Here is a 26,709-nt window from a genome sequence, read left to right as displayed (position 1 = left end):
ACGACGGCCGATATCGTCTCGCAGCCAAAGTAATAGCGAAATCAGGGAGGAACCCGTGGACAAGCAAGATCTTCAATGGATGATCTCCGTCGACGACCACATCATCGAACCCCCGAGCCTATGGGTCGACCGCGCATCGGCCGCCGACCGCGACCGCGTGCCACACGTCGAGCGCATCAATGGTGTCGATACGTGGGTCTACGAGCAAGCGCGCGCGTCAGTGCTGGGCATCTTGGTCGCGGCTCACCAAAGGCCGGCCGAGTATTCCCCGCTGCCAGTGAATTACGACGATATGCCCCGCGCATACTTCGACCCGGTGGCCCGCATCCCCGACATGGACGAGGATCATGTGATCGCGGGACTGAACTTTCCGTTCTTCCCCCGGTTCTGTGGTCAGATGTTCGCCCACCTCGGTGACCGCGACCTGGCTCTGAAATGCGTGCGAGCGTACAACGACTTCGTCATCGACGAGTGGTGCGCGGCAGCGCCTGGTCGCTACATCCCCATGGTCATCGTTCCGTTGTGGGACACCCGTTTGGCCGTCGAGGAGACGCTACGGTGTGCCGGCAAGGGCGCCAAAGCCATTGCCTTCTCTGAGAACCTGCACCCGTTGGGATTGCCGTCCATCCACTCGGGAGAATGGGACGACTTCTTCGCGGCGGTGAACGAGACGAAGATGCCGCTGTGCACGCACATCGGCTCGTCGTCGGTCAGTCCCACTACGTCGCCTGACGCGCCCTTCGGGGTGCAGGCGGTCAACATTAACCTCAATCTCGCGAACTCGACCACGGATTGGTTGTTCTCGGGCAAGCTGCAGAAGTACCCCGACCTGAAGATCGTGCTGGCCGAGGGCGGCATCGGCTGGATTCCCTACCTCATCGAACGTGCAGAACACGTCGCCACCGACTACCAGTACCTGCGCGCCAACAACTGGGCGGTGGATCCGGCCACGATGCGCTTGACCCCGGTGCCCACCGACCCCGAGATTTTTCCTGAGTCACCGCGCCAGCTCTTCCGCGACCACATGTACGGCTGCTTCATCGAGGATGACTTCGGGGCGGCTAACCTCGACTCCATCGGCGTCGACAATGTGATGATTGAAACGGATTACCCGCACACCGACAGCCTGTGGCCCAACTCCCTCCAGGCCGCTCATAAGGCACTCGACGGCCGGTCCGACCTCGACAAGTACAAAGTGCTGCAGGGTAATGCCCGCCGGGTCTTCGACTTTGAGCCCGCCCCGTATCCGACGCTAACGTAATCAACGGCTCGTTTGATGCGGGAGTACAACAGCTTCATCGACGGTAAGTGGTTGAACGACAACGCCATCGGCACCATCGATGTTATCGATCCGTCCAATGAAGAGTTGATCGGCCGAGTCGTCGACGGTGGACCAAAGCAGGCGGCAATGGCGATCGAGGCTGCGAGGCGAGCCTTCGACGAAGGTCCGTGGCCGTGGATGTCCGTGCGGGAACGGGCAAAGATCATCAAGCGATTCGCTGAGATCCTCGATGAGCGCAAAGCGGAACTTCGGGAGCTGATCGTTGCCGAGATCGGCTCGACCGGCTTCATCACCGATTTGATTCAGGTTGGCGGTGCCATCGAGGCGGCCCACTACTACGGGGAGTTCGTCGAACACGATGTGACGTGGGTGCAGACACCGGGCGGGCCTGTAGTTTCGCCGACAGGCTTGGGCGGCGTGACGGTGGTCCGGGAACCGGTCGGGGTGGTCGGCGTCATCACGCCGTTCAACTTTCCTTTCTCGATCAACATCCAGAAGTGCTTGGCCGCGTTGGCCGTCGGCTGCACTGTGGTGCTCAAGCCCCACCCATGGACTCCGATGAATGCCCTGGAGCTGGCCAAGGTCAGCGAGGAAGCCGGCGTTCCGCCTGGTGTGTTCAATGTCGTCGTGGGCGGAGCGGAAGTGGGAGAGGAGCTGTGTACCCACAAAGGCGTCGACATGATCGGGTTCACGGGTTCGACGGCGACCGGGCGGCGCATCCGCGAGCTTTCGGCGGCAACGATGAAACGCGCACAGCTGGAACTCGGCGGCAAGAGCGCGCACATCGTCCTCGACGATGTCACCGAAAGTGACGTTGCGGGAATAGGATTTGGGCAGGTACTGATGCATGCCGGACAAGCATGCACCGTCACGTCGCGACTTCTGTTGCCCGAGCACCTGCTCGACGCCTATGTCGAGGGCCTCAAAGCGATGGCTCCAATGACCACGGTCGGGGACCCGCGTGATCCCACGACTGTTGTTGGTCCGCTGATCAGGGATCAGCAGCGTCGGCGAGTTGAATCCTTCGTTCAGACAGGCGTGCAGGAAGGCGCGCGGCTGGTGGTCGGCGGCAAACGTCCCGAACACCTTCAACGCGGCTTCTACTACGAACCGACGGCTTTCGTCGACTGCCGCAGCGGCATGCGCTTATGTCAGGAAGAGGTGTTCGGGCCTGTACTGGCGGTGATGACCTACAGCTCCGAAGACGAAGCCATCCGCATCGCGAACGACTCCATCTACGGTCTTGCGGGTCTGGTGGTGACCCGCAATTCCGCAAGGGGATTCAACGTCGCCAGGCAGGTCAGAACCGGCACCATCATGGTGCAGACTGTCGCACCCGGTGTCGATCTAGGAGCCAATCCGGGGGGAGGGCAGGGCCCCGGCTGGTCTCTACCGGCGCGCGGCATGTTCAACGGTGGGGGGCCGTTCGGAGGCTTCAAGCAAAGTGGACTCGGCCGGGAGCAGGGGCGCTGGGGTTTCGAGGAATACACCGAGCTGAAGTCGATCACCATGATGTAGCCGCACCGCACTCTGAAAGGTCGCGTGTTGGAATTTCTCAAAGACGTCCGGGTCCTTGAAGTGTCGCTGTTTTCCGCGGATGCGCTGGGCGGCCATCTGGCCGACCTCGGGGCAGAGGTGATCAAGGTGGAGCCTCCTGGCGGCGGTGGTTTCCGCGGTGCGGTGGTTTCCGGCGGCGAGCTGCAGGACTCGCACTGGAACCGCGGCAAGAAGAGTGTGGCGATAAACCTGAAAACGCCTGAGGGGCAACAGGCATTTCGCCGCCTGGCCGCGACATCGGCGGTGGTGATCGACGGGCTACGTTACGGAACCGCGCACCGGCTGGGCTTCGGCTACGACGACATCGTCGCCGTCAACCCGAAAGTTGTCTATTGCGTGCTCAATGGCATGGGTAGCTACGGGCCCTACACCCGGTTAGCCACACACGGGCTGTCCTTCGACTGTTTCGCCGGCTTGAGTCCGCCAATCATCGATGCCGATGGAACGCCACGTCTTTCGGGGGCGGCGACAGGGACGACAGGTGTTCTGGCGGGGCCGCTGTACGCCGCGATGGGCGTACTTGCCGCGCTGCACGCCGCCGGGCGCGACGGCAAGCCGCAATACGTTGAAGTAGCGCAGGTCGATGCGGCGATCAATTGGAACTTTCAACACCTCACCGCGCTGGCGAACGGTCAACCCACCTACGGCGAGGGAATCCGCGCTTCGCTTCGTTACCAGTACTACGAAACGAATGACGGCAACTACGTGGTGTTCAACGCCCTGGAGGACAAGTTCTGGCTGAGATTCTGCGAGTCACTCGGCAGGATGGATCTCTATGAACCGGGGCGCCGGAAGCCGGGGGAGGATGTCGAGGCAGAGGCCCGGCTGCGCGTGGAGTTAACGGCGATATTCAAGTCCCGCACGCGCAGGGAATGGACCGACTTCTTCATTGCGACTGATATCGCAGGAGCCCCAGCATTTTTGGGACCAGACCTGTTCGACGACGACCACGCTAAGGCTCGCCGACTCGTCTACGAGCAGTCTCATCCCGACGGGACGTCGCAGCAATTGATTGGGACGTGCATCAAGACAAAGCCCGACGAAGGATTTGCTCCGCCGGCAGCGCCGCGCGTCGGGCAGCATACGGAAGAGTTACTCGGCTCCCTGGCGGGCTACGACGCGGCCGGGATGGAGCGACTTCGTTCGTCGGGTGCAATCTGAACACGCGGTTCGCTGAAATATCGTTGCGGCGACTAGGCGGGGTCGTCCATCATGACTCCGCCGTCGCCCGGCGGCCGGACACCACCGGCGACGGGAGGCGACCAATGCACGAACCAATGTCAGGCATATGGCATGGGCTGTAAATCGGCTGACCGGATCATACTAATGCCGTATAGTTCATCGGATACCGTCTTAGGTTGACGCGAAAAGAGACTGTCAATGACGTCGGATCATACGCATAGCACCGGGTACGACTGGGATCAGATAGTGGAAATGCCCGTCGCGAGCCAAGAATGGCACAAGGGACGGCAGGTTCTGAACTTTTATCCGATGGATAAAGATTACCGGGATTCGCCCACCGCGCGGGCGTTCGTGACGACTTACTTCAACAATGCAGAAGCTCTGAACACAGATGCGGCACTGCTTAAATACGGGTCCGATCAGGTGACGCTGCGCGGAGCGTTTCTGGAGATGGGTGTGTGTACGGGAAAAACCATCAACTTCATTGCCGCGCTGAACCCAGAGCAGCGTATCTGGGGATTTGATTCGTTTCAGGGTCTTCCGGATGACTGGACTCGCACCGACCTCACCTTTCCCCGCGGATCTTTTCGGGTAATTGCCGAGGGATGGATGCCACCGGTTCTTCACAACGTCTCCCTGGTAAAAGGCATGTTTAGCGAAACGCTTGCGCATTTCAAAGAACAGGTTTTGAAGTCTGACCCTATCGCTTTTCTGCACGTCGATTGTGACATATATTCTTCGACCAAGGAAATTTTCGACCAGCTCGCTGACAATATTGTATCGGGCACTGTGATCGTGTTTGATGAGTTTTATAACTACCCGGAAGCCGAAATGCATGAATTTAAGGCGTTCCAGGAGTTCTTGGACGCGACGGGAAAGAAGCCCGTTTATCTCGCATATAATCAGTACTTTGAACAAGCGGTCGTCCGAATCGCCTGACATGAACGGCCTGTACGCCGTACGGAACGCCGACGGACGTGTGCGCAGAAGGCGCTAAACCGAGCCCGCAAAACCCACTCGTTCTTGTATCACGTCAGTTGATCCTTGACAGTCCTCGATCAAGGAGTTAGCCGTGGTCGAGCAGCGGTATGCGACCGGATTCGAACTCTGGACCCGGCATTCGCACGGACGGACCAGCAAAGGCTCCCCCACACGCAGTGCCCTGCATAACGACGCCAGCGGCTTGAGTTTCGTCTACTTGAAGGGATTGAAGGTGCGGCCCAGGAAGTACTGAATACGTTGTGGGACTGGTCGTATGGCACCGGCGGTGAGCTTGTTGACGGTGCCCGGTATGCAGACGGGCTTGCCGTTGGTCACGGCTGCCCATCCTTCGCGGACAACGGGTTCGGGCTGTTGCCACAGGAAGCCCGGTAGGCGGTCGGCAGCGTCGCGGGAGCCCATTACGTCGTGGAACTCGCTGTGGGTGAAGCCGGGGCAGAGTGCGGTGACATGGATGCCGTGGGGTTTTAGTTCCATGTCGAGGGATTGGGACATGTTCAGTACGTAGGACTTGATGCCGGTGTACAGCAGCCCTTCTCCCGGCGGCGCCATCGCCGCCAGTGAGGACAGGTTGATGATGCGTCCCCAGCGTCGTTGTTTCATGCCGGGGATGGCCCGGTGCATCAATTCGGTTACTGCGGTGACCATCAGGTGAAGTTCCCCGGCGACCGAGTCCCATGGTGTGTCGGAGAATTTGGTGCTCGCAGAAAGTCCTGCATTGTTGATAAGCACGTCGATGGGCAGGCCCAATTCGGTTGCGCGCGCAGTGATCGCAGCCGGGGCGGCGGGGTCGGTGAGGTCGGCGGCGAATAATTCGGCACGCACACCGTGCTGTTGGTGTAGTTGCGTGGCGAGTTCGTCGAGGCGTTCGGCGCGTCGGGCGACGAGCAGCACGTCGTAGCCCTCCGTGGCGAGGTGGCGAGCGAAGGCCGCTCCGATGCCGGCAGATGCCCCCGTGATCAAGGCGGCACGTCGGGTCGTGTTCATCTGTGGGTGTTCCTCACTGGTGGGCGTCGGCCATCAACAAGCCGACAGGTTAAGGGTGCACTGCGGGGGTGGGGCATCTGCCGGATAGGGGACGCCCGGCGTTGGGGTCACAGCGGTGGGACGTGGCGATTCAGGAATTCGATCTGGTCGGTCACGATCCCCTCGAAGTACGGGTCCAGGTATGGCTCGAAGTGCGCGCAGTCATAGGAGCGGACTTCACCGCGGGGGATGCGCGCCACGATCTTCTTAGCTGTGGCGTAGGGAGTGACGTCGTCACGTTTGGCGAGCTGCACCAGGGTCGGCGCCGTGATGTCTGCGACCTTGCGTCCCGGCGAGTACAGCGGCACCCGCAGGGCGATGCGGGCGGCGACGTCGTTTTCGGCGAGAAGTTGCTCACGCTTGTGCTCGGCCGCTTCACCCCCGGCCATCTCCTCGACGAGTTCAAAGGCGCCGGGCGAGGTCATCATGGCGACCTCGCCGGGCCTGCCGATGGACTTCACCCGGTACGGTGCCCGCCCGAGCCATGCGCCGACCTGATCGCGCAATCCTGCGGCGATGAGGCGTGCGACCAGTTTGGGGGATTGAGAGAACGCTGATGCGGGTCCGGTGACGTGCGGCACCTGGACGACAGCGGCTGCGAGATCGTGGTCGCGGGCCGCCAAGTGCAGGACGTGACCGCCGCCGAAGGAGGAACCCCATCCCACGACCCGGGTGGTGTCGACGTTGTCCAGGGTGCGGGCGTAGGCGATGGCGGCCCGCCAGTCAGCGTGCTGTTTGGCGATGTCAAGGATGCGGCGGGGTTGTCCTTCGCTGGCACCCCAGTGCCGGTAGTCGAATACCAGGGCGGCGTAGCCTGCCTCGGCGAATCGTGCGGCGTAGGCGTCCAGGCGCAGTTCGCGGAAGGCGGCAAACCCATGAGCCAGTACGACGATGGGCGGATTCTCAACGCCTTCCGGCCGGTAGAGCCACGCGGCGCAGGATGTGCCCTCGGACATAAAAGTGACGTCGTGTCGGACGTAACTGAGTCGTTCATTCATGGTTCCGGCCCCCATCGAGTATCTTGAATGGCGTTCAACAAAAGCTAACAAGTTCTTGAATGTCGTTCAACATAGTGTGATCTAGTCGATATAGAGGGAACGATGGCACGGAACAAACGCCCGCAGGCCGCCGACGAGAAGCGTGCAGAAATTGTCGTGGCAGCACGACGGCTGTTCATCGACGCCGGCTACGACGCCACCTCGATGAGTCGCCTTGCCAAGGAAGCCGGGGTCGCACCAAACACCATCTACTGGTACTTCGGGGATAAGGACGACGTTCTGATCGCTGTGCTTGACTCCGTCATGGCCGACATCTGGCCGCAGTACCAACAAGTGGCGACCGAACCGATTCCCGCTCGAGTGCTGTGGGTCGTTCGTCAGTTGCGCCAGATGAGCCGCCTAGTGACGACGGTGCACTCCCGCGTCGAGCATTCGGCCTCCATCGCCGAGTGGCATCGCAACTTCCACCTGATTACCGGCAGTATGTTCCGTTACGAATTGGAGACTGCGGGAGTTTCAACTTCGACTGTGGAAGCCGAGGTGATGATCGGCATCTTCACCGTCGAAGGACTCCTTATGCACGACCTGAATGAGACCGAGCAACGCACCATTTGCGACACCCTGGCTTCACGCTGGGCTCTGAACGAGCACGCCGATCGTGACACTTGGCAAAGTCATTCGCCCAGTGAGCCGTCGCAGCCGTCAAGCGTCCACCGCGAATGACCGCGGGGTACGACCACGTCATCCGGTATCAGCCGGATCATTGACACAGGTAACACATTGCAGCACAGCGAACACTTGCTCGGGGCGTAGCAGGTTTTTCAGCTGCCGCATGCCCAGGTCACCCAGCACGACATCATCCGGAATCGTGTCGATGACCAGCTCTGCCGTCGCACCCGAGCACAGGATCTGCCCACCCGTCGCCAGCGACCGCAGCCGCGCAGCGCGATTGACCGCACGGCCGAAGTAATCACCGTCGCGAAGCTCGACCTCACCGGTGTGTAGGGCCACGCGGATACGCATGGGCTCTCGCAGCGCCCACGGCTCGTGACGGATTGCTTCCTGCAGCTCGATTGCGGCGGCGGCTGCCGCCGACGGCCGATCGAATACCGAGAACGTCGCGTCCCCTTCACCGCGCGTCTTGACGAGCCGCCCGCCGCGGGAGGTGACTACTTGCTCGACGAGCTCGTCGTGTCGCGCGAGTGCCCTCGCCATAGCGTCGGCATCGGCCTCCCACGCGGCGGTGGAGCCCTCGATATCGGTAAGCAGAAAGGTGACCGCGCGTGTCCACACTGAAAGCCGCATCTCGGGGAGACGTCAACGCCGAAGGTTAGGTGAACCGCAGGGCCAGTAGTGCAGCCGAGGTCGCCCTGTCAGCCGACGACGGCCGGCATGCTGTCCCAACCGCGCACCGTGGAGGTGCGTGAGCGTCGCGCCGCGGCCATGTCCACGTCCCAATCCGGCCATCGCTTCAGCACCTCTTCGAGCGCTACGCGGCCCTCTAAGCGGGCCAGGGGAGAACCCACGCAGAAGTGCGCTCCGCGGCCAAAGGTCAGGTGACCGCCTGGTTTTCGGCGAATGTCGAACCTGTCGGGGTCGTCGAAGTGGCGTTCGTCGCGGTTGGCTGACGCCAACATGACCAGCAGGGCGCTGCCGGCCGGCACCACGTGTCCTTGAAACGTGACGTCATCGCTGGCGACGTAGCGTGCCACATGCGGGCCGGGCGGCTCGAAGCGGAGCAGTTCTTCGATGGCGGTCGGTATCAGCCCGTGGTCCTGGGCCAGTTCTTTGCGTTGGTCGGGGTGTTCGGCCAGGACTTTGCCCATCCAGCCGAACATGCGCCCCGTTGTCTCGACGCCGGCGCCCGCGACGACCGCCAGGAACACGGTGAGCTCCTGTTTGGTCAGCCTGCGGGTGATGCCGTTTTCGTCCTCGAACTCGACGTTCAGCAGCTCAGTGATCAAATCATCCGAAGGATTATTCTCCCGCCACTCCACGTATTCGCTGAACATTTCACCGGTGAAGTAACGGTCCTTCTTGACTGCCATCGGTTGTCCGGCTTCGTTGCGCAGCACCTGATTGGCATGCGCCCGCACGGCCGGCTGTTCGGCGTCGGGAATGCCGGCAAGCATTCCAATCGTGCGCATGGGGAGTTCGGCTCCCAAATCCTTTACGAAGTCGAAGCTTTCGCTACCGACTAGCGGATCAAGACAGGCAGCACAAAAGCCGCGAATTTTGTCCTCGATGGCTCGCATCTTCTTCGGGGTGAACGCCCTGGACACGATCGCACGGTGAATGGTGTGCAGTGGCGGGTCCTCGTTGATGAAGATGCCCGGCGGCATCACCGGATCTGTCATAACGACTTCCAAAATGTCGCCTTTCGCGGAACTGAGCCGCGCCGTGTCTTTCAACGCGGCATCGACGTCCGCGTAACGGCTTATCCCCCAAAAGTCATGCCGCTCGTTGTGGTAGACCGGGCACTCGTCTCGTAGGCGACGATAAGTCGGATAGGGATCCAAGTCGATGTCAACGTCCCACGGGTCGTAGTACAGATCACTCAACGTCGGCTCCTCGCCTGCGGCTCGCATTCGTGCTGTGCTGTACAAGCGTACAGCACAGCACTTTGTCGAGACAAACGTGCACAAGCAAGTTGGCTCCGCTGTACGATCGTACAACCGGGGCGGTTCGGTTAAATTCAGGCGCATCGAGGGAGTGCAATGAACAGTCGGATTTCACTCGAGGGCTGCGTCGCGGTCATCACCGGAGGTGGCACCGGCATCGGCCGGGGGGCCGCGTTGGTGCTGGCCGAGCACGGCGCCGATTTGGTGCTGGCCGGTCGACGTCCGGACCCCCTCGAATCGACGGCCAAAGAGGTGCTGGCATTGGGGCGCCGTGCGTTGCCAATTTCCACCAACGTCACCACCGCTGAAGCGTGTCGCGGACTGGTCGACAAGACCATCGAGGAGTTCGGTCGACTCGACGTATTGGTCAACTGCGCAGGGGGAGCGGAAACCAAGTCGATCATGAAGTGGCCGGACGATGACTTCGAGAACGTGCTCGCGCTGAACTTCAAGGCCGTCTGGCACTTGTCGAAGGCGGCGGCCAAACCGATGATGGCGCAGGGGAAAGGCGCGATCGTCAATATCTCGTCGGGCGCAAGCTTGCTGGCAATGCCGCAGGCGGCGCCCTACGGTGCGGCCAAGGCTGCGGTCAACAATCTGACCGGGTCCATGGCGGCAGCGTGGGCCAAGAAGGGCATTCGGGTAAACGCCATCGCGGTTGGCGCCGTCCGCGCCGCCACCTTGACCGACGACGCCGCGCGATATGGGCTCGATCCGGAGGCGATCGCGATGACGAACGGTCTCGGCCGACTCGGCGAACCGGACGAGATCGGCTATGGCGTCCTCTTCTTCGCCTCGGACGCGTCAAGTTTCTGCTCCGGCCAGACGTTGTATATGCATGGAGCGCCGGGACCGGCGGGCGTCTGATTCCGGGCGAGCCTCCTTGTGTCACCCGCAATTGCGCTATACAGTCGTATAGCATGGGTGTGCAGCGTCGAGAGGTGGTGTGAGTGAGCCGAATTGCGCTGGTAACCGGCGGGGCATCTGGCTTGGGTCAATCGATAAGTGCCAAGCTCGCGGCCGACGGACATCGCGTCGCCATCGTGGACCAAAATACTGCCAGGGCCAAAGAGGTTGCCGCAGAGATCCATACGGCAGGAGGCACGGCGATCGCTGTCGGTGCAGATATATCCGACGAAGCGGAAGTGGCGTCCGCCTTCGCCACCGTTCGTGACGCTCTTGGGCCGGTCGAAATTCTCGTTACCAGTGCAGCAATAGCAGGATTCACGCGGTTCGACCGAATCACCCTCGACGAGTGGAATCGGTATGTGGCGGTCAACCTCACTGGCACGTTTCTGTGCGTACGGGCGGCGCTGCCGGACATGGTGACGGGGAAGTGGGGGCGTATCGTCACCATCTCCTCGGCGGCGGGCCAGCAGGGTGCTTCCAGGCAGGGGCATTACGCGGCCACCAAGGGCGGAGTCATCGCGATGACCAAGACAGTCGCACTCGACTACGCGCGCAAGGGGATTACGGCGAATACCGTGCCGCCGTTTGTCATCGACTCACCGATGCTTCGGCAGCAACAGGAAGAGGGCAAGCTTCCCGGGACGGAGGTGCTGATACAAGCGATCCCGGCGGGGCGCCTCGGCGTTGCCGACGAGGTCGCCGCGGTGTGCTCCTTCCTGTGTTCGGAGGGCGCGGGTTATGTCAACGGACAGGTCATCGGCGTCAATGGGGCGGCAGTCGTTTGACACACCAAGCCAGAAGCGTTGCACAACGACAGATTTGGGAGGCCGAGTGCGGATCAAAGTTGACCCTTCACGATGTCAGGGCCACACCTTATGCGCCATGATTGCGCCGGAATCGTTCGAGCTCGACGATGTCGACGGCCATGCGCACGCCGTCGTCGAGGCCGTGCCTTCCGAACGGCGCGAATCAGTCGTCGAAGCGGTGAATTCGTGCCCCGAGCAAGCCATCACGGTGATGGGCGAAGGTGTGGCCGCCGGGCGCGACGCACAGGACCGGCGACGGGAACAGTGACGTGAGTGCCCCGTCCAGCAAGCCCGTCGATCGGTCCGAGGCTCCCCAGTACCCGTTCGATCGCCATTCCGCTGGCTATCGTGAGCATTTCTTGGACATCACCCACGACATGCACCGGCGGTGTCCAATCGCCTGGACTGATACCTACGGCGGGCACTGGGTCGCCGCAGGCGGCCGCGAGGTCTTTGAGCTTGCGCGCTGCCCGCATGTGTCCAACGATCACGACGTTCACCATCAACGCCGAGGCTACAAAGGCATCTCGATACCGTTGACCGTCGAATCGGAGAACTTCCGCGGCGGCATGCTCGAGATGGACGATCCCGAGCACCGGTACTACCGGACTGCGCTCAATCCCTATCTGTCGCCGGCTGCGGTCAAGCGGTGGGAGCCGTTCGTCGACGAGATCACGCGCGCCTGCATCGACGACCACATCGAAACCGGGCGCATGGACTTCGTCGATGACCTTGCCAACGTGGTGCCGGCCGTGCTCACACTGGCGATGCTCGGGATCCCGCTGGAGAAGTGGACGGTCTACAACGAGCCGGCACATGCGTTGGTCTACACGCAACCGGACTCGCCCGAGGCCGCGAGGATGCGCGAGCTGTATCTGGCTATGGGAGTCGACCTTTATGCCAATCTAGTCGAGATCCGCGAACGCCCCCGCCCGGGCATCATCGACGCCTTGGCCAAGCTCCGGATCGACGGCGAGGCACCACCCGATATCGAGCTGATCGGCATGCTGAATTTGCTCATCGGCGGCGGGTTCGACACCACCACGGCGTTGACCGCGCACGCACTGGAGTGGCTGTCGCGGCACGCCGAGGAGCGCACGCGACTCAGCGACGACCGCCACAACCTGCTGAACTCCGCCACCGAAGAGTTCCTGCGCTACTTCACCCCGGCGCCAGGTGACGCGCGCACCATCTCCGAAGACAAGGAAATGTTCGGCATCAGCCTGCAAGAGGGCGAACGACTATGGCTGTCCTGGGCGATGGCCAACCGCGACCCGGCGCTGTTCAGCGATCCCGACAGTGTGGTGCTCGACCGGAAGGGCAACCGCCACTTCAGCTTCGGTCTTGGCGTGCACCGGTGTATCGGGTCGAATGTGGCCCGCACCGTGTTCAAGTCCATGCTCACCGCGGTACTCGACCGGATGCCGGACTATCAGTGCCTGGCGGAGGGGACCGTGCACTACGACAGCATCGGCGTGATTCAAGGCATGCGTCACCTACCCGCCTCGTTCACTCCTGGCCCTAGATCGGGACCGGGCGTGGCTGAGACCGTGCAGCGATTGCAAAAGGTTTGTGAAGAGCAAAATTTGGCCCGTCCCATCACCGAATACAAGGAGACGGCCAAGATCTCGAGGTGAGGAACACATCTATGCCCCACGACAAGCCCGTCGCCCTTGTGACGGGAGCCAGCCGCGGCGCGGGAGCCGGCATCGCCCGCGCACTCGGCAGCCACGGCTGCAAGGTATACGTCACCGGCCGCACCCGGACCGACGCCGCAGCGCCGTCGAAGGGCAGCATCGACGAGACAGCCGCCCAGGTGACCGCTGCGGGCGGCGAGGGAATCGCGGTGGGCGTGGACCATGGCGACGACGAGCAGGTCAAGGCGTTGTTCGAGCGGATACGCGAGGAAGCGGGCCGGCTCGACATACTGGTCAACAATGCCGCCATCATCCGTGACGAGATGATGGGGCGTACCAAGTTCTGGGAGGAGCCTCTCAGGGTCCTCGACACACTCAACGTCGGTCTGCGCAGCAGCTACGTCGCCACCGTCCATGCCGCGCCCCTGATGCTTCCGCAGCGCAAGGGATTGGTCGCGTTCTCGTCATCCTCAGGTGCGGTTCACTATGCGTTCGGACCCGCCTATGGCGTCCCGAAAGCCGGAACCGACAAGATGGCCGCCGACATGGCGTTCGACTTTCGTGAGTACGGGATCGCGGCCGTGTCAATCTGGATGGGATCGCTGCTCACCGACAGGGTGCGAAAGATCATCGCGAGCAACCCCGAAAAGTTCGGTCACATCCTCAAATCCGCGGAGACGCCCGAATTCACGGGACACGTCATCTGGGCCCTCTACAACGACCCGGACCTGATGACGGTGAGCGGACAGACGCTGATCGGTGCGGAACTGGCGGTCAGGTACGGCATAACCGACGACGGTGGACGCCAACCGCCGTCCTACCGCGACCTGTTCGACGTCCATCCGCACCGGCAGTGCGCACACGTCATGCGGTGATGGCAGAAGACAAGCGCACCGTAGTTGCCGGACCCCAGCTCGGCACCATACGATCGTATAGCATACGGACGTACAGCACCTTCCCGCCGAGTCGAGACGAGGACACAGTGCCGAAACGCATGATCTTCACGTTGTTGGTGATGGACTCGATCGGGCACAACTTCCACGGGATCTGGCGTCATCCACGTGCCCGGAACCGCGAGTTCAAGGGCTTCGATCTCTGGGTAGATCTGGCCAAGAAGGCTGAACGCGCCAAGATCGACGCCTTCTTCTTCACCGATGTCATCGGCGTCCAGGGTGAGTACAAGGGATCGCGCGACGTGATCTTCGAGATGGCGATGAACGTGCCCATCGGCGACTGCACCATGCTCATTCCGGCAATGGCTCGCGAGACGGCCGACATTGGATTTCTCTACACCAGTTCGGTTATTTCTCATCACCCCTTCGTCTTCGCCCGCGCAATTTCTACCCTCGATCACCTCACAAACGGGCGTGTCGGGTGGAACATCGTCACCTCGGCCAACGAGCGTGCGTTCCGAAACCTCGGACTGCCCGGCAACCTCTCGCACGATGAGCGCTACGCGTGGGCCGACGAGTACGTCGACGTCACATACAAACTCTGGGAAGGGTCATGGGACCTCGACTCTATCGTCGACGACCCGTCAGCCGGCGTGTATGCCGACCCCGCGAAGGTGCATGACATCAACCACGAGGGTAAGCGGTACAGCGTCGAAGGTTTCAACTTGATGGAGCCATCGCCGCAACGCACGCCCGTGCTGGCCCAAGCCGGCGGCTCACCAGCCGGACTCGAATTCGCAAGCAGCCATGCGGAACTCATGTTTCTTTCGGCGATGTCCCTCGAGACCATCACCGCGCAGATCGACACTGTGCGGGGACTGGCTCGCGAGCGAGGGCGCTGGGACGGTGACATCAAGTTCCTTCAGGCAATGATGTTCATCGTCGGATCGACCGACGAGGAGGCTCTGCGAAAGTGGGGCGAATTGGAGGAGTTTCGCAGCCAGGAAGCGCAGACGGCATATTTCTCGAGCCTGAGTGGCATTGATCTGGGCCGTTATGACGCGTCGACGCCGCTCGAGGACATCCTTGACGAGATTCCCGGTATCCGCGGCGCATTCATCTCGATGATCAACGCGTGGCCCGAAGGCGCCAAGCCGACAATTAAAGACTTTCTGTCGTCGCTGTCATTACCGCAGATGGTTGTCGGATCGCCGGAAACCATCGCTGCGCGACTGGTTGCGTACCAGGCCGCAGGAGTTGACGGGGTTCAGGTCATGAACGCGTTGCTGCCTGAAAGCTACGAGGAATTCTTCGAGTATGTGGTCCCGGTACTCCAGGACAAGGGCCTCATGCAGAAGGAGTACAGTCCGGGAACCCTGCGCGAAAAGCTCTTTGACGCGCCTACGGCAGACATCAGTCAGCGGCATCCCGCCTACGGCTACCGTGGGATGTTCTGCGGCGGATGAAACGCCAGTCCTAGGTCTCAGGTCCTGGCCGCACCGCGCCGGCGCGAAGCCGGTTTCCGCTTGCGGGGGTTGGCGGGTGGTTCCACGGCATCGATGTAGCGCGTGAACGCTTTGGTGACCTCGTCATGCGCCGACCTGACGCCGATGCCCTCCTCGAGGTTGAGGAACTTCGGCAGCCCCGACATCAGTAGCTGCAGCGCTGGAAGCGATAAGTCACCGATTGGTCGAGCGTTTTTGCCGAACTTGGCAACAAGCGCATCCAGCTGCATCTTGCGCACGCTTTCCGTGACCGCGGCGATCTCGGTGCGAATGGACTTGCGGTGGTTTCCGAGTGCCATGAACTCGGTCATCAATGCGCCCGTCGCCTCTTCCCAGGAGTACTCCCATACGGCACGCAGGGGTTCATCGGCGCGGCGTTCCAGTGTCTCGGTGAGATAGGTCAGGTTGCGCTCGGAGTAGCGCCTGATGGCAGCAACGAAAATGTCGTCGAGATTGGGAAAGTAGTACTGAACCAGGCTCGGCGTGACACCCGCCTTCGTTGCGAGCGCCCGGTAGGTGACGCTGGGATAGCCCTCGTCGAGCATCATTTTTTCGACGCAGTCGAGCAGCGCGTCCCTAGTCTTGGACGTTTCAGCGCCTACGCGCCGCGCGGATGTCGTCATGGCCTTCCGATCTGTCGATAACTCGTATTGTCCACCCGAGGCTGCTGTACATTCGTATAGTGCCACCAGCGTCGACTTACGTCGACGTTTACCGACGCGTTAGGCGGGACCACATGACCATGTATGTCCAGCGAGACACTCTTAGGCAGGACGTGCGCTACCTGATGGATCGCACAGAGATCCTCGACTGCATCTCCCGCCATGCCCGCGGCTGCGACCGTCACGACGTCGACCTCATCACGTCGGCATACCACAATGACGGCGTCGACGAGCACGGCCACGCCGTCAATGCGGGTCCCGACTACGGCGAATGGGCGAACCGCACCCATGCGGAAACCTCTCGCGTGCATACGCACAACATCACCACCCACACCTGCGAGATCGACGGAGACACTGCACATGCCGAGAGCTATGTCATCGTCGTACTGATAGGACCCGACGGAAAGAGCGCGCAATTCATCACCGGCCGCTACATCGACCGCTTGGAGCGACGAGATGACATGTGGCGCATCACGGTTCGGCGATCAACGGTGGAGGGCATGTTTTTGGCCGACGCTCGCGTGCTTCAATCCTCGTTCTTCACGGAGAAGGGCTACCTCGTCGGCACCCGGGACCGCAGCGACCTGTCCTACCAACGTCCCCTGACCATCGATTACCCGGCGCCAGCGCGCTGGTAGGCGCCGGTCGTTGGACCACTTGACAATTCAGATCGGCTACCGGTGCTCATCGAACAGCCGTCATGTCCGATCACCTTTTCCGCGCAGTCGGAACTGGTCAGCCGAAGAACGGGAAGCGGCGTTGCCGGCTCATTTCGTCCAGCGCGTTCTGAATGATCCCCCGGACGTGCTGGTCGACCGCTTCGACATCCGCGTTCTCGCCAAACTGGCGCCTGATGTTCGCGGGCAGCGGCAACGTTCGGAGGAGACATTGAGACCGAAGGGGAATCCCGGACCGGTGGGCAATAGCGTTTAAGAATACGCAAGCCTTCGCCTTGACCTGTTCGGTGAAAGCCAGCTCGAAATTGTTCATTTCGCAGTCGCGAGAATCGCGATGCACCACGGCCGAGTTGGTCATCGACACGATTCCGGCGATGTCGCACCGATCCACGGGTGCGAGGAGTTGGGCAGTCCCGCGAATGTTGGGTTCGGTAGCAGCCCGGTGCCGGATACTTCGGAGGCATGAGCGTCAACGACCGATCGGCGGCGTCGCGCCAGTTCGTGGCATCCGCACCACCCCTCTCTTCCCGAATGAATGAATTGGTAACCGGAAATAGGAAGGGAATCTTCTACGTCGCCTACACCGCGGTGGCAGCGGCCGTCTTCGCCTTGACCATGGTGAACTCGCTGCGGCCATGGATGCGGTGGGGCTTGGGTGCAGTGATCGCCGTAGTCGTGTTGGTGGCCCTGATTTGGCTGACCTACCTGTGGTGGCGTTCGCGCCGAAAGGTTCTCATAGACGTCACAAGTGATGCCCTGATCGTCAATCGGGGTGTCTTTTCATTAGTTGAGGCAAAGCTGGGCCCCTGGGCGACGATGGGCGTAGCGCTCCACCTTGAATCTGATTCGCACCGCTTTGTTCTCGGCGGACGAGACCGTCGGATCGCGCCTACCACGCGGCTCGATGGCCCGCCCGTTTCGGTCGTTGACGCGTGGTTGTGGTCCGCGGAGTTCGATGAGCTTCTCGCCCTGGGCGGCAGCCTCAATGGAGCGGATGCACGCGGGCCTGCACTGACGGAACCGACTCGCTGCTTGCTTTTTCCCAACCCTTATCTGGCCGAGCAGCTGGGGTCGTTTGCCTTCCGAAAACACCTGCGGCTGCAGCAATCACTTTCGCGGCCGAGCCTGATCGTCGACATGGACGACGATGCGATCCGCCTGATCGAGCCGGATAGCGATGGGCCCACTGCCTGGGCGTCGCGCGGGCATGTGACCGCAACACCGGCGGTCTTCCAGCCCGACAGTGTCACGAGCGGCGATGGAAGCACCTATAACTATCCCGCGATCACCGGCCTCGTTGTGTCCCTTCCGGGTGCGCGGCCACTGACGATCGGGTGCCTCGATTTGGTGGGGTCGAGATTCAGATTCACGTGGCGAGGAGATGTGCCTAGGCGGAATGAACGTACTACTCATGTGGTCTCCGGCGGTGACTTGATGGGTTTCGCCGAGAAATTCGGGTTGACCGCGGCCTTGGAAGACAGAGCTATTCGTTGACTCGCGGTTGCGGGTGCCCGGCCGACTCAGTTGCCGGGTGTGCGCGAGTTCGCCTGTGCGAATCGCTGCCTTTGTCGAATACCGTATGCCGCCGCCTTCACGGCGTCGTCGTCCTCCATCCCCGATCCCAGGGCACCGCCCAACGTGGCGACCGCCGCCACGAGCCAGGCCATGAACAACAGGGTCGGGAGGCTGACAGGGTGGCCAATGTTCTTGGCGACCAATTGCGGAGGGAGCGTCCACCAGGCTGTCACCAGCAGCAGGAGAAACAACGCAGCGTGGAAGATCACGACACCGATCAACAGCGTGACGACAGTAGATGCGTTGTATAGCGCCGCGCGTTCACGTTCGTCAGGTGAGTGCGGGCGTTCCCATAATTTGTGTTCGATGATGAGCCAGGCGATCAACGCTGTACTCGCCAAAATCGTCGCCGTGCTCAATCGCCAGCGGCCCATGGTGTCCGACAGCTGCCACATCGTCGGATACGCGAGGCTTACTGCGCCCGTGGCGAATGCCGCCATCATCACCTTGGACATGCCGGTAACCAGTCGCCACGGGCGATTCGCGTAAACCATCCCCGCCAGCAGTCGCAGACGTGACAGAGTTCTCGGCCCGACGTAGCGGACAACGTCGTGGTCCTGCGTCCGCGTGAGCCTCTTCACCGACGGATTGCACTTGTCCGACTCACCCGTTACCTCGGCCACGATGGTCTGCGCCAGGTTCGCCACCCGGCGGTCGATGAACACACCACCGACGCAGGGAATGGAAATCACTCCGAGTCGGCCAGACATGCTGATGTCGGCTATCACCGGGGTGGTCCCCTGGCGTCGGGGCAGGTCCGTCAGATAGACGACAATGTCCTCCGATTCACCACTCGGGTCGATGGTGCCGACCACCTCCGATACTTCGGCATGCTCGTCGATTGGGTAGGCGTGACGACGCACAGACACTTCCCACTTGTCGCCTGCCGCGGCCCCGTCCGTGAGCGCCGCCCCTAGCCAACCGGACAGGCGTTCGGCAATCGCCGTGGGCGCTCCGGGATCGGCGATCAGCAAGATTGACATTGGTTCGCCTGGCATCATCCTCGCCTACCCGGGCTCCGCGCGGCCAAACGTCGCCCAAGTTGGAGCATGTGTGCACTCGTCGTATGTGGGTACGCGTGGACGGATTGGTCAGCCGTCGGCCCGCTATGGGGCCACGAGTGAAGCGAGGAAGCCATGCCCAACGTGCGTCGCCTGTCAGGACGAAAAATCGCCGCTCTGGCGGCTGATGGCTTCGAGAAAGTCGAGTTGACGATCCCGATGCGCGCGTTGCAACTTGCCGGCGCGAAGGTCGACGTCATTTCCCTGCGGCACGGACGGATACGGGGAGTGAACCTGCACATGCCGGCCACGCGGGTCGGTGTGGACAAGGTTGTCACCGACGCCGACCCCGGCGCCTACGACGGATTGCTGCTTCCCGGCGGCTTTATCAACCCCGACCTGTTGCGGCAGTCGGCGGCGGCCCGGGAATTTGTCCGCGCGTTCGACCAGGCTGGAAAGCCGATCGCCACGTTGTGTCACGGGCCGTGGGTGCTTGCGTCGGCAGGATTGCTCGATGGGCGGACCCTGACCTCGTGGCCGGGGATCCGTGACGACCTGGTGAACGCCGGCGCCACCTGGCTTGACCGCGAGGTCGTGCGTGACGGCAATCTCGTCACGAGTAGGGGGCCCCAGGACATGAGGGCGTTCTTGCCGGCGATCCTTGACATCTTTGGCGAGTCGACGGATCAATCGCAGACGGTCAGCAACCACAACGGTTCGGATCCGCAGCTCGACAAGCCGCTCGGCTGGGCAGTGTCCGCGTTGCGCTGGTCGCCGAAGCCGTCGGCGGCGGCACTGACCAGTGCGGCTGCGGCTGTGCTGGCGTCGCCCCTGCGGAGACGGGTCTCCATCAAGAACTAGCCATGCTTGCGTGGCTGCGGCGCGGGTACTCGTCTGAGCGCTATGACGGAAATGTCCTACCGAAGCGCGGACGACATCGACCCTTGCGTGCGTGTCTACGGCACCCGGGTCCACAACCTGCGGGGTGTCGACGTCGCAGCGCCGCGTGATGCGCTGGTCGCGTTCACCGGCATCTCCGGATCGGGCAAATCGTCGTTGGCCTTCGGCACCATCTATGCCGAGGCGCAGCGCCGCTACTTCGAATCCGTGGCACCGTACGCGCGTCGCCTGCTATTGCCAGCCGGCGCGCCGAAAGTCGATGACATCACCGGGCTACCGCCCGCCGTCGCATTGCAGCAGCGCCGGGGCTCGGCGACGTCGCGGTCGACGGTCGGCACCGTCACCACCCTGTCGAACCTGCTGCGGATGCTGTTCTCTCGCGCCGGTACCTACCCGCCCGGCGCCACGGAACGACTGGATTCCGACGCCTTCTCCCCGAACACCGCGGTCGGAGCGTGTCCAGAGTGTCACGGGCTCGGACGCATCCACCGGGTGACCGAAGAGACACTGGTGCCGGACCCGTCGTTGACCATCCGTCAAGGCGCCGTCGCAGCGTGGCCGGGGGCCTGGCAGGGGCAGAACCTGCGCGACATCCTGATCACGCTCGGGTATGACATCGACAAGCCATGGCGCAAACTCCCTAAACGGCAACGCAATTGGATCTTGTTCACCGATGAGCAGCCGACTGTCGAGATCGATCCGACCCAGCATCCGGTGCAGGCGGATTATTACTACAACGGCACGTTTTCCAGCGCCGAGCGCCATGTCCGTCACACATTGGCGAACTCCCACAGCGCGATGATGCGCCGTCGCGTGTTGCAATTCGTCGAAAGCGCCGATTGCCCGCTGTGTGAGGGCTCCGGGCTGCGGCCGGAGGCGCTGAAGGTGACTTTCGCCGGGCGCACCATCGCCGAGTACGCGGCGATGCCGTTGGCTGACCTCGCTGACATGTTGCGCCCGACTGCTTCTCGGACCGATGCTGCGCCAGCTTACGAGTCGACGGAATCCGGTGAGCGGACGGAAGTTGCCACCATGATCGCCGCGGACCTCGTCGCGCGCCTGCAGGTACTCATCGATCTCGGCCTCGGCTATCTCACACTCAGTCGCCGCACTCCGACGGTGTCACCGGGAGAATTGCAGCGGCTGCGGCTGGCCACGCAACTGCGAGCCGGCTTGTTCGGCGTGCTCTATGTGCTCGACGAGCCATCGGCTGGATTGCACCCCGCGGACGCCGAACCGCTACTCGACGTGCTGGATCGCCTACGGCGAGCTGGCAATTCGATATTTGTGGTCGAGCACGACATGGACGTGGTGCGTCGGGCGGACTGGATCGTCGACGTCGGACCCGGGGCCGGCGAGCTTGGCGGGGACATCCTCTACAGCGGGCCGGTGTCGGGTCTCGCCGACATCGAGGGGTCGATCACTCGCTGCTATCTTTTCGACCGGGACGAGCCGCCGTCGCGTCAGCCCCGCCAGCCGACCGGGCGACTTCGGTTACAAGGCATCAACTTTCACAACCTGCGCCACCTCAACGTGGAACTGCCATTAGGTGTGTACACGGCGGTCACCGGAGTGTCCGGTTCGGGCAAGTCGACATTGGTGGTCAAGGTCCTCGGCGATGTCGTGCACAACCATCTCGGCACCGGACGCGCTGCCGAGCCGGCCGAATCGGACGACGGCGAAGCCGGCGCCGGGATCGTCGACCTGGATCACGACGCCAGCATTGGTGTGGCGGCCGAGGGGGTCGAGGAGATCAACCGGTTAGTGTCGGTGGATCAGCGCCCGATCGGGCGCACGCCACGCTCGACGCTAGCGACATACACCGGCCTGTTCGACGCCGTGCGCCGCGAGTTCGCCGCGACCCCGAAGGCGCGCCGTCGCGGTTGGACCGCGGGCAGGTTTTCCTTCAACGTGGCCGAGGGTCGCTGCCCGACGTGTCAGGGGGAGGGGTTCGTGTCGGTCGAATTGTTGTTCCTGCCAGGCACATACGCCACCTGCCCGGCGTGTCACGGTGCGCGCTACTCCGATGAGACGCTTGAGGTTCGCTATCGGGACAAGACGATCGCCGACGTGCTCGCGATGACGGTCGACGAAGCCTCGGAATTCCTTACCGACGTCGCCGGCGCCGCGCGGAGTCTGACCACGCTGCAGGAGGTGGGACTGGGCTATCTCCGTCTCGGACAGCCCGCGACCGAGCTGTCCGGCGGCGAGGCGCAACGGATCAAACTCGCCTCCGAGCTGCAGCGACCCCGTCGGGGGCATACCCTGTACGTCCTTGACGAGCCGACTACCGGGCTGCATCCCGCTGATGTGGATCTGCTCGACGGGCAATTGCACCGCCTGGTCGACGCGGGCAACACCGTCGTCGTGGCCGAACACGACATGCGCATGGTTGCGGGCGCCGACTGGGTGATCGACCTGGGGCCGGGCGCCGGCAGTGATGGCGGTCAGGTCGTTGCGGCGGGTACGCCGGATGCGGTGGCGAGTGCGAAAGCCAGCCGCACGGCGCCCTATCTCGCGAAGCGATTGGCGTCGGCTCGGACGTGACAGAGGCGAACGGTAACTATCCCCGGCGCTGAGGCCGCCGGCGCGACCCAGTTCGGAGATAGACCCAGAGGACAAGCACCCCGGCCAATACGATTCCCGCCAGGTTGACTCCGAGTTGGGTCGCAGACTGCTCCGCGATCTGCCAATCGCCCACGGTTGCGGCGACCACTGCGAACCCCGCGGCGGGGACCGTGGTCACCGAGATGAAAACGCCGACCAGTGCAGAAGACTTCGCCGAGACCAGCGACAGCATGCCAGCCGCGCCTGCCAGCAGGGCGACCACGAACGACAGCGGCCCGACCTGAAAGATGAAGTCAACTTGATGGAGCTGCCGGATGGTGCCCAGCCTGATCCAACCCACAGCTTCACCGCCCAGCACGGTGATCGCCGTGACGCACATAGCCAAGGGGAAACCGACCACCAGCGCCAGCGCCGCGCGCCGCGCAAGGTAGCCGCGCCGTCGCACGATCGCTACCGCGAGCGCGGCAAGTGGACCGAACTCCGGGCCCACCACCATTGCGCCAACAACTGTGACCGGGGAATCGGTGACGACCCCGACCGCCGCGATGAGACAAGCCAGGGACAGAAACGATAGGTAGGTGGCGTTCAGCGCCGACTCTTCGCGGGTTCTTTCCGCCAACTCGTCCCAGATGACCGCATCGGCGGGGTCGCCTTCGGCTTCCCTCTCGGCGCGATATGCCGCGGTCGACACCACCGTGTCGACGACATCGAGCGTGATCGCTCCCTGCCGTTTCAGCCCAAGCGCCTTCAGTTCGTCGATGACGTCGTTGGCGCTTTCGCGCGCGACGTCAGCCGTGATCTCGTCACCCCTCGGATCCAGGGCGGCTTCGCGGTGGACGACGATATGAGTCACCCCCACCTCGCGGCGAAGGACTTCGAGCACCGAGTCGGTTGACTCAGTTGGAGCGATCACCCGCAGATGGAGCATTCACGGCACCTTAGCGGCTTCGACGGTTTATGTTCCGCGGTCGCTGCACGCTAGTGTCGTGACGGCGGGGGGCTGCCGCGTTTGCTAGGGAGGGATTCACTTATGCGCATGTTCAGTGTTGCCGTTGTCGTCGCGGCCATCTTCGGTTCGTCTGTCGCACCGGTGGCGGTGGCGGCGCCGAAGGATTACTGCGCCGACCTCAAGGGCAGCAGCACCGGCAGCACATGCGAGATCCAGCTCTCCGACCCTGCCTACAGCGTGGACATCAGCATCCCGCTGGATTACCCCAACCAACAGCCGATCGCCGACTTCATCTCCCAGACACGCGACTCGTTCGTCAACGCGGCCAAGTCGGGCGCGTCCCACTCTGAGCTGAAGATCAAGCCGACGGAGTACAACTCGGCAATCCCACCGCGTGGCACGCAAACGGTGGTGTTCAAGGTGAACCGAAACGTCGGTGGCGCGCAGCCGCAGACGACGTTCAAGGCGTTCAACTGGGACCAGACCTACCGCAAGGAAATCCTCTACACGGCCAAATCTGACGACAAACAAAACACGCCGCTCTGGCGGGTCGACGATCCGCTGAAGGTCGTCGCGCCGATCGTCCAAGCCGAACTGTCAAAGCAGCAGGCGCCGCCGCCAGCGGCCGGGCCAGCAACGCCGCCCGCGCAACCGGGACAACCGGCCACTACTACGCCGCCACCGGCGGTGCCGATCTCGGCAACCGCGCTGTATGACCCCGCCAACTACCAGAATTTCGCGGTCGTCAACGATGGGGTGATCTTCTTCTTCGACCAGGGCGCGTTGTTGCCGGACGCGGCCCAGGTGCTGGTGCCGCGGTCGGCGATCGACCCGATGCTTGCTTGAGACCCCGCAGCGCTGGTCCCCTCGAACTCGCGCTCGACATGGCCCTTGCACACATCGCCGCCTACCGACGTAAGTCGACGGGAGAACCACCGCGCAGATCTGCTGGGCGGGGGTAGATTCACTTTGCGCACTTCAGACTCGTGTTGTTCCCGCAGCGACTTCGTCAAGACGCGCTGCGTTCGCCATGGCTTTCGACAGGAGTGTGTGCAGGTTAGCGATTTCTTTCGGTTTCAGGCCGAGGACTCGTTCTTCGATTACGGAGGCGACCCGTTCAATCTCCGCGAGCCGGCGACGCCCGGCCTTGGTGATCGACACGTTGTGCTTGCGTCGATCCTCTGCTGACCGCCGGCGCTCGATGAGTCCTTCGTCTTCAAGGCTGTTTAGTAGCGCCACGACACCGGTGGAATCGATTCCCAAAGCTTGCGGCAGGTCCGACTGAGCCTGTTCGCCAAAGTCGCGCAGGAGTGTCAGCGCGATGGCGTGCCGGCTCTTCATCCCATGCGGCAGGAGACCACGATCCGCTTCGGCGCGTAGGCGCCGAAGCAGGTAATCCATGATGACGCCAACCAGGTTGTCCGGTGACTGAACAGCATTGCGGTCTGTCAAATTGCTCACCTCGATAAGACTAACGGTGGTTGTTGATAGTCCCACTTTCCGATCAGTTGATGTGTCGCAAACGATCATTGGCGCGGTCGCCGCAGACATTCAGGACAAGAGGGTCGGGAATAACGCGGCGCCATGCGTTGTCATGATAGTTTGCAACGTACAAACGATCTGTGACACGCTAGGTAAGACCCGAAAGGTACAGACATGAGCCACCTCCTGCACATCGACTCCTCGATCCAAGGTGATGCATCCGTCAGTCGCAGGCTGACCGCGTATGCCGCCCAACGTTGGGTTGAAAACCACCCCGGCGGGACGGTGACGTACCGCGACCTGGCCGCCGACCCGATACCGCACTTCGATGCCGTCAGTGGATTGGCTCGCAACGTCCCCGCCGAGCAACACACCCCCGCCCAGGCCGAATCTTTCGCTCTGTCAAGGCGTTTGGTCGAGGAAATCAAGGCGGCCGACACGGTTTTGCTGGGCTTGCCGCTCTACAACTACGGCGCCCCCAGCATTGTCAAGTCATGGGTGGATCACATCGTCGCCGGCGGCCTGTCGTTCGATCCCGCGACCGGCGCGGGCCTGCTCGGCGACACCGAATTCGTGGTCCTGGAAAGCCAGGGCGGCGGATACGGGCCCGGCACCCCGCGCCACGGCTGGGACCACGCGGGCAACTGGATTGTGCATGGCGTCTCGCCCACCGGACTGGTACCGCGCATCATCAGGGCCGAACTCACCATGGCACCGGTCAACCCCGCCATGGCCGGCCTGATTCCTCTGCACGAGAAGAGTTTTGCCGACGCACTGGCCGAGATCGACAGGCTTTGGGCTGCCGCCGACCTCACCGCCTGACACGCCCACCTCGTCACTTCACACGGAAAGAAGACCCCAAATGAAGATCGGATTTATCGGCGCCGGCATGATCGGCCGAGCCGTCAGCACCCAACTGGCCAAGGCAGGTCACGACGTACTGGTCAGCAATAGCCGCGGACCGGAGTCACTGAAAGAGACATTTGATCCGCTCGGCATCAGCGTGGGCACTCCACAGGAGGCCGCCGCCCAAGACGTAGTGTTCCTAGCGGTGGCCTGGAGCAACATTCCCGCAGCACTAGCGGGAGTGGACGTGTCCGGCAAGATCCTCGTCGACACCAACAACCCGATCATCATGCCGGGCTTCACCCGCGCCGACACCGGCGGAAAAACCTCGAGTGAGGTCATCGCTGACCTCGCGCCGGGCGCGCACATTGTCAAGGCGTTCAACCACATGCTGTTCTCGAGCTATGACGAAGGCCCGCTGGTTGACGGGTCACCCAAGGTGCTCTTCCACTCCAGCGACCACGACGACGCCCACGCCGTGGCCGAACGGCTCATCAAGGATCTCGGCTACGTGCCGATCAATCTCGGCGGCCTTGTCAGCGGCGGTGCCCTCTACGAGTCACCGGGCCCATTGGCCGGTCGCGTCTTCGTCGAACCCGCAGTCGCTCAGTAACCGGGTCCGTGCCCCAGGCGA

General features: G+C 62.6%; 25 protein-coding genes and 2 pseudogenes. 18 read left to right on the top strand and 9 right to left on the bottom strand.

Annotated features, from left to right (window positions below):
• Positions 1–55: 55 nt before the first annotated feature.
• From A5645_RS12710 to A5645_RS12695, 4 genes are all read left to right on the top strand, one after another.
• Entirely contained in the window at positions 56–1,261 is a 1,206-nt protein-coding gene (locus tag A5645_RS12710; RefSeq protein WP_081288318.1) for an amidohydrolase family protein, read from the top strand.
• Between the two features lie 15 nt (positions 1,262–1,276).
• Entirely contained in the window at positions 1,277–2,800 is a 1,524-nt protein-coding gene (locus A5645_RS12705) for an aldehyde dehydrogenase family protein (protein WP_065129733.1), read from the top strand.
• A gap of 27 nt (positions 2,801–2,827) precedes the next feature.
• Complete coding sequence (locus A5645_RS12700; RefSeq protein ID WP_065129781.1) at positions 2,828–4,000, top strand: CaiB/BaiF CoA transferase family protein; 1,173 nt, start codon at positions 2,828–2,830, stop codon at positions 3,998–4,000.
• A 219-nt stretch (positions 4,001–4,219) separates the two neighbouring features.
• Positions 4,220–4,960 carry a TylF/MycF/NovP-related O-methyltransferase gene (locus A5645_RS12695; RefSeq protein WP_065129732.1) on the top strand — a complete coding sequence of 247 codons (741 nt, stop codon included), beginning with the start codon at positions 4,220–4,222 and terminating at the stop codon, positions 4,958–4,960.
• A 255-nt stretch (positions 4,961–5,215) separates the two neighbouring features.
• On the opposite strand, the gene A5645_RS12690 is transcribed toward A5645_RS12695, so the two are convergent.
• Together A5645_RS12690 and A5645_RS12685 are read right to left on the bottom strand one after the other, a co-directional pair.
• Positions 5,216–6,007 carry an SDR family NAD(P)-dependent oxidoreductase gene (locus tag A5645_RS12690; RefSeq protein WP_065129731.1) on the bottom strand — a complete coding sequence of 264 codons (792 nt, stop codon included), beginning with the start codon at positions 6,005–6,007 and terminating at the stop codon, positions 5,216–5,218.
• A 107-nt stretch (positions 6,008–6,114) separates the two neighbouring features.
• Entirely contained in the window at positions 6,115–7,044 is a 930-nt protein-coding gene (locus A5645_RS12685; RefSeq protein WP_065129780.1) for an alpha/beta hydrolase, read from the bottom strand.
• Between the two features lie 102 nt (positions 7,045–7,146).
• Here A5645_RS12685 and A5645_RS12680 point away from each other — a divergent pair, with 102 nt between their 5' ends.
• On the top strand, positions 7,147–7,767 hold the full coding sequence (locus tag A5645_RS12680; RefSeq protein WP_065129730.1) for a TetR/AcrR family transcriptional regulator: 621 nt from the start codon (positions 7,147–7,149) through the stop codon (positions 7,765–7,767).
• 69 nt (positions 7,768–7,836) lie between these two features.
• On the opposite strand, the pseudogene A5645_RS12675 reads toward A5645_RS12680, so the two are convergent.
• Together A5645_RS12675 and A5645_RS12670 are read right to left on the bottom strand one after the other, a co-directional pair.
• Positions 7,837–8,343 (bottom strand): annotated as a pseudogene (locus A5645_RS12675) (adenylate/guanylate cyclase domain-containing protein); the annotation flags it as partial.
• Positions 8,344–8,417: 74 nt separating this feature from the next.
• A complete protein-coding gene (locus tag A5645_RS12670) occupies positions 8,418–9,605 on the bottom strand; it encodes a cytochrome P450 (RefSeq protein WP_065129779.1) in 1,188 nt (395 codons plus the stop codon).
• A gap of 156 nt (positions 9,606–9,761) precedes the next feature.
• Here A5645_RS12670 and A5645_RS12665 point away from each other — a divergent pair, with 156 nt between their 5' ends.
• The 6 genes from A5645_RS12665 (at position 9,762) to A5645_RS12640 (ending at position 15,376) form a co-directional block, all read left to right on the top strand.
• Positions 9,762–10,532, top strand: a complete 771-nt coding sequence (locus A5645_RS12665) for an SDR family NAD(P)-dependent oxidoreductase (RefSeq protein WP_065129728.1) — start codon at positions 9,762–9,764, stop codon at positions 10,530–10,532.
• A gap of 83 nt (positions 10,533–10,615) precedes the next feature.
• Positions 10,616–11,359: an SDR family NAD(P)-dependent oxidoreductase gene (locus A5645_RS12660; protein WP_065129727.1), complete on the top strand. Its 744-nt coding sequence runs from the start codon at positions 10,616–10,618 to the stop codon at positions 11,357–11,359.
• A 46-nt stretch (positions 11,360–11,405) separates the two neighbouring features.
• Positions 11,406–11,648, top strand: a complete 243-nt coding sequence (locus A5645_RS12655; protein ID WP_065129726.1) for a ferredoxin — start codon at positions 11,406–11,408, stop codon at positions 11,646–11,648.
• A 1-nt stretch (position 11,649) separates the two neighbouring features.
• Positions 11,650–13,017: a cytochrome P450 gene (locus A5645_RS12650; protein ID WP_065129725.1), complete on the top strand. Its 1,368-nt coding sequence runs from the start codon at positions 11,650–11,652 to the stop codon at positions 13,015–13,017.
• An 11-nt stretch (positions 13,018–13,028) separates the two neighbouring features.
• The gene (locus A5645_RS12645; RefSeq protein WP_065129724.1) at positions 13,029–13,892 is read left to right on the top strand and encodes an SDR family NAD(P)-dependent oxidoreductase; all 864 of its coding nucleotides are present in this window, start codon (positions 13,029–13,031) and stop codon (positions 13,890–13,892) included.
• A gap of 119 nt (positions 13,893–14,011) precedes the next feature.
• Entirely contained in the window at positions 14,012–15,376 is a 1,365-nt protein-coding gene (locus tag A5645_RS12640) for an LLM class flavin-dependent oxidoreductase (protein ID WP_253866974.1), read from the top strand.
• A gap of 17 nt (positions 15,377–15,393) precedes the next feature.
• Here A5645_RS12640 and A5645_RS12635 read toward each other — a convergent pair whose 3' ends face one another.
• The gene (locus tag A5645_RS12635) at positions 15,394–16,038 is read right to left on the bottom strand and encodes a TetR/AcrR family transcriptional regulator (protein WP_065129722.1); all 645 of its coding nucleotides are present in this window, start codon (positions 16,036–16,038) and stop codon (positions 15,394–15,396) included.
• 164 nt (positions 16,039–16,202) lie between these two features.
• On the opposite strand from A5645_RS12635, the gene A5645_RS12630 reads away from it, so the two are divergent.
• Entirely contained in the window at positions 16,203–16,715 is a 513-nt protein-coding gene (locus A5645_RS12630; RefSeq protein WP_253866972.1) for a nuclear transport factor 2 family protein, read from the top strand.
• Positions 16,716–16,812: 97 nt separating this feature from the next.
• Here the strand turns inward: A5645_RS12630 and A5645_RS12625 are convergent, their stop codons facing one another.
• Positions 16,813–17,112, bottom strand: coding sequence for a hypothetical protein (locus A5645_RS12625; RefSeq protein ID WP_155767982.1), 300 nt, complete (start codon positions 17,110–17,112; stop codon positions 16,813–16,815).
• 104 nt (positions 17,113–17,216) lie between these two features.
• On the opposite strand from A5645_RS12625, the gene A5645_RS12620 reads away from it, so the two are divergent.
• On the top strand, positions 17,217–18,248 hold the full coding sequence (locus A5645_RS12620) for a hypothetical protein (protein WP_065129719.1): 1,032 nt from the start codon (positions 17,217–17,219) through the stop codon (positions 18,246–18,248).
• 26 nt (positions 18,249–18,274) lie between these two features.
• On the opposite strand, the gene A5645_RS12615 is transcribed toward A5645_RS12620, so the two are convergent.
• The gene (locus A5645_RS12615; protein WP_253866971.1) at positions 18,275–19,312 is read right to left on the bottom strand and encodes a hypothetical protein; all 1,038 of its coding nucleotides are present in this window, start codon (positions 19,310–19,312) and stop codon (positions 18,275–18,277) included.
• 153 nt (positions 19,313–19,465) lie between these two features.
• Between A5645_RS12615 and A5645_RS12610 the strand changes: the two are divergent.
• A pseudogene (locus A5645_RS12610) lies at positions 19,466–20,014 on the top strand (type 1 glutamine amidotransferase domain-containing protein); the annotation flags it as partial.
• A gap of 219 nt (positions 20,015–20,233) precedes the next feature.
• Positions 20,234–22,777: an excinuclease ABC subunit UvrA gene (locus A5645_RS12605; RefSeq protein ID WP_065129717.1), complete on the top strand. Its 2,544-nt coding sequence runs from the start codon at positions 20,234–20,236 to the stop codon at positions 22,775–22,777.
• Between the two features lie 16 nt (positions 22,778–22,793).
• Here A5645_RS12605 and A5645_RS12600 read toward each other — a convergent pair whose 3' ends face one another.
• Positions 22,794–23,726 carry a DUF389 domain-containing protein gene (locus A5645_RS12600; RefSeq protein ID WP_065035582.1) on the bottom strand — a complete coding sequence of 311 codons (933 nt, stop codon included), beginning with the start codon at positions 23,724–23,726 and terminating at the stop codon, positions 22,794–22,796.
• Positions 23,727–23,828: 102 nt separating this feature from the next.
• Between A5645_RS12600 and A5645_RS12595 the strand changes: the two genes are divergently transcribed.
• Positions 23,829–24,593, top strand: coding sequence for an RsiV family protein (locus A5645_RS12595; protein ID WP_065129716.1), 765 nt, complete (start codon positions 23,829–23,831; stop codon positions 24,591–24,593).
• A gap of 132 nt (positions 24,594–24,725) precedes the next feature.
• Here the strand turns inward: A5645_RS12595 and A5645_RS12590 are convergent, their stop codons facing one another.
• A complete protein-coding gene (locus A5645_RS12590; protein ID WP_253866969.1) occupies positions 24,726–25,208 on the bottom strand; it encodes a MarR family winged helix-turn-helix transcriptional regulator in 483 nt (160 codons plus the stop codon).
• 195 nt (positions 25,209–25,403) lie between these two features.
• Between A5645_RS12590 and A5645_RS12585 the strand changes: the two genes are divergently transcribed.
• Together A5645_RS12585 and A5645_RS12580 are read left to right on the top strand one after the other, a co-directional pair.
• Complete coding sequence (locus tag A5645_RS12585; RefSeq protein WP_065129715.1) at positions 25,404–26,051, top strand: FMN-dependent NADH-azoreductase; 648 nt, start codon at positions 25,404–25,406, stop codon at positions 26,049–26,051.
• On the top strand, positions 25,993–26,688 hold the full coding sequence (locus A5645_RS12580) for an NADPH-dependent F420 reductase (RefSeq protein WP_301336991.1): 696 nt from the start codon (positions 25,993–25,995) through the stop codon (positions 26,686–26,688). Before A5645_RS12585 ends, A5645_RS12580 begins: the two co-directional genes overlap by 59 nt.
• The last annotated feature ends 21 nt before the right edge of the window (positions 26,689–26,709 follow it).

Source organism: Mycobacterium asiaticum (genome assembly GCF_001673635.1).
GTDB classification, from domain to species: Bacteria; Actinomycetota; Actinomycetes; order Mycobacteriales; family Mycobacteriaceae; genus Mycobacterium; species Mycobacterium asiaticum_C.
This window is presented reverse-complemented; position numbering and strand designations above follow the sequence as displayed.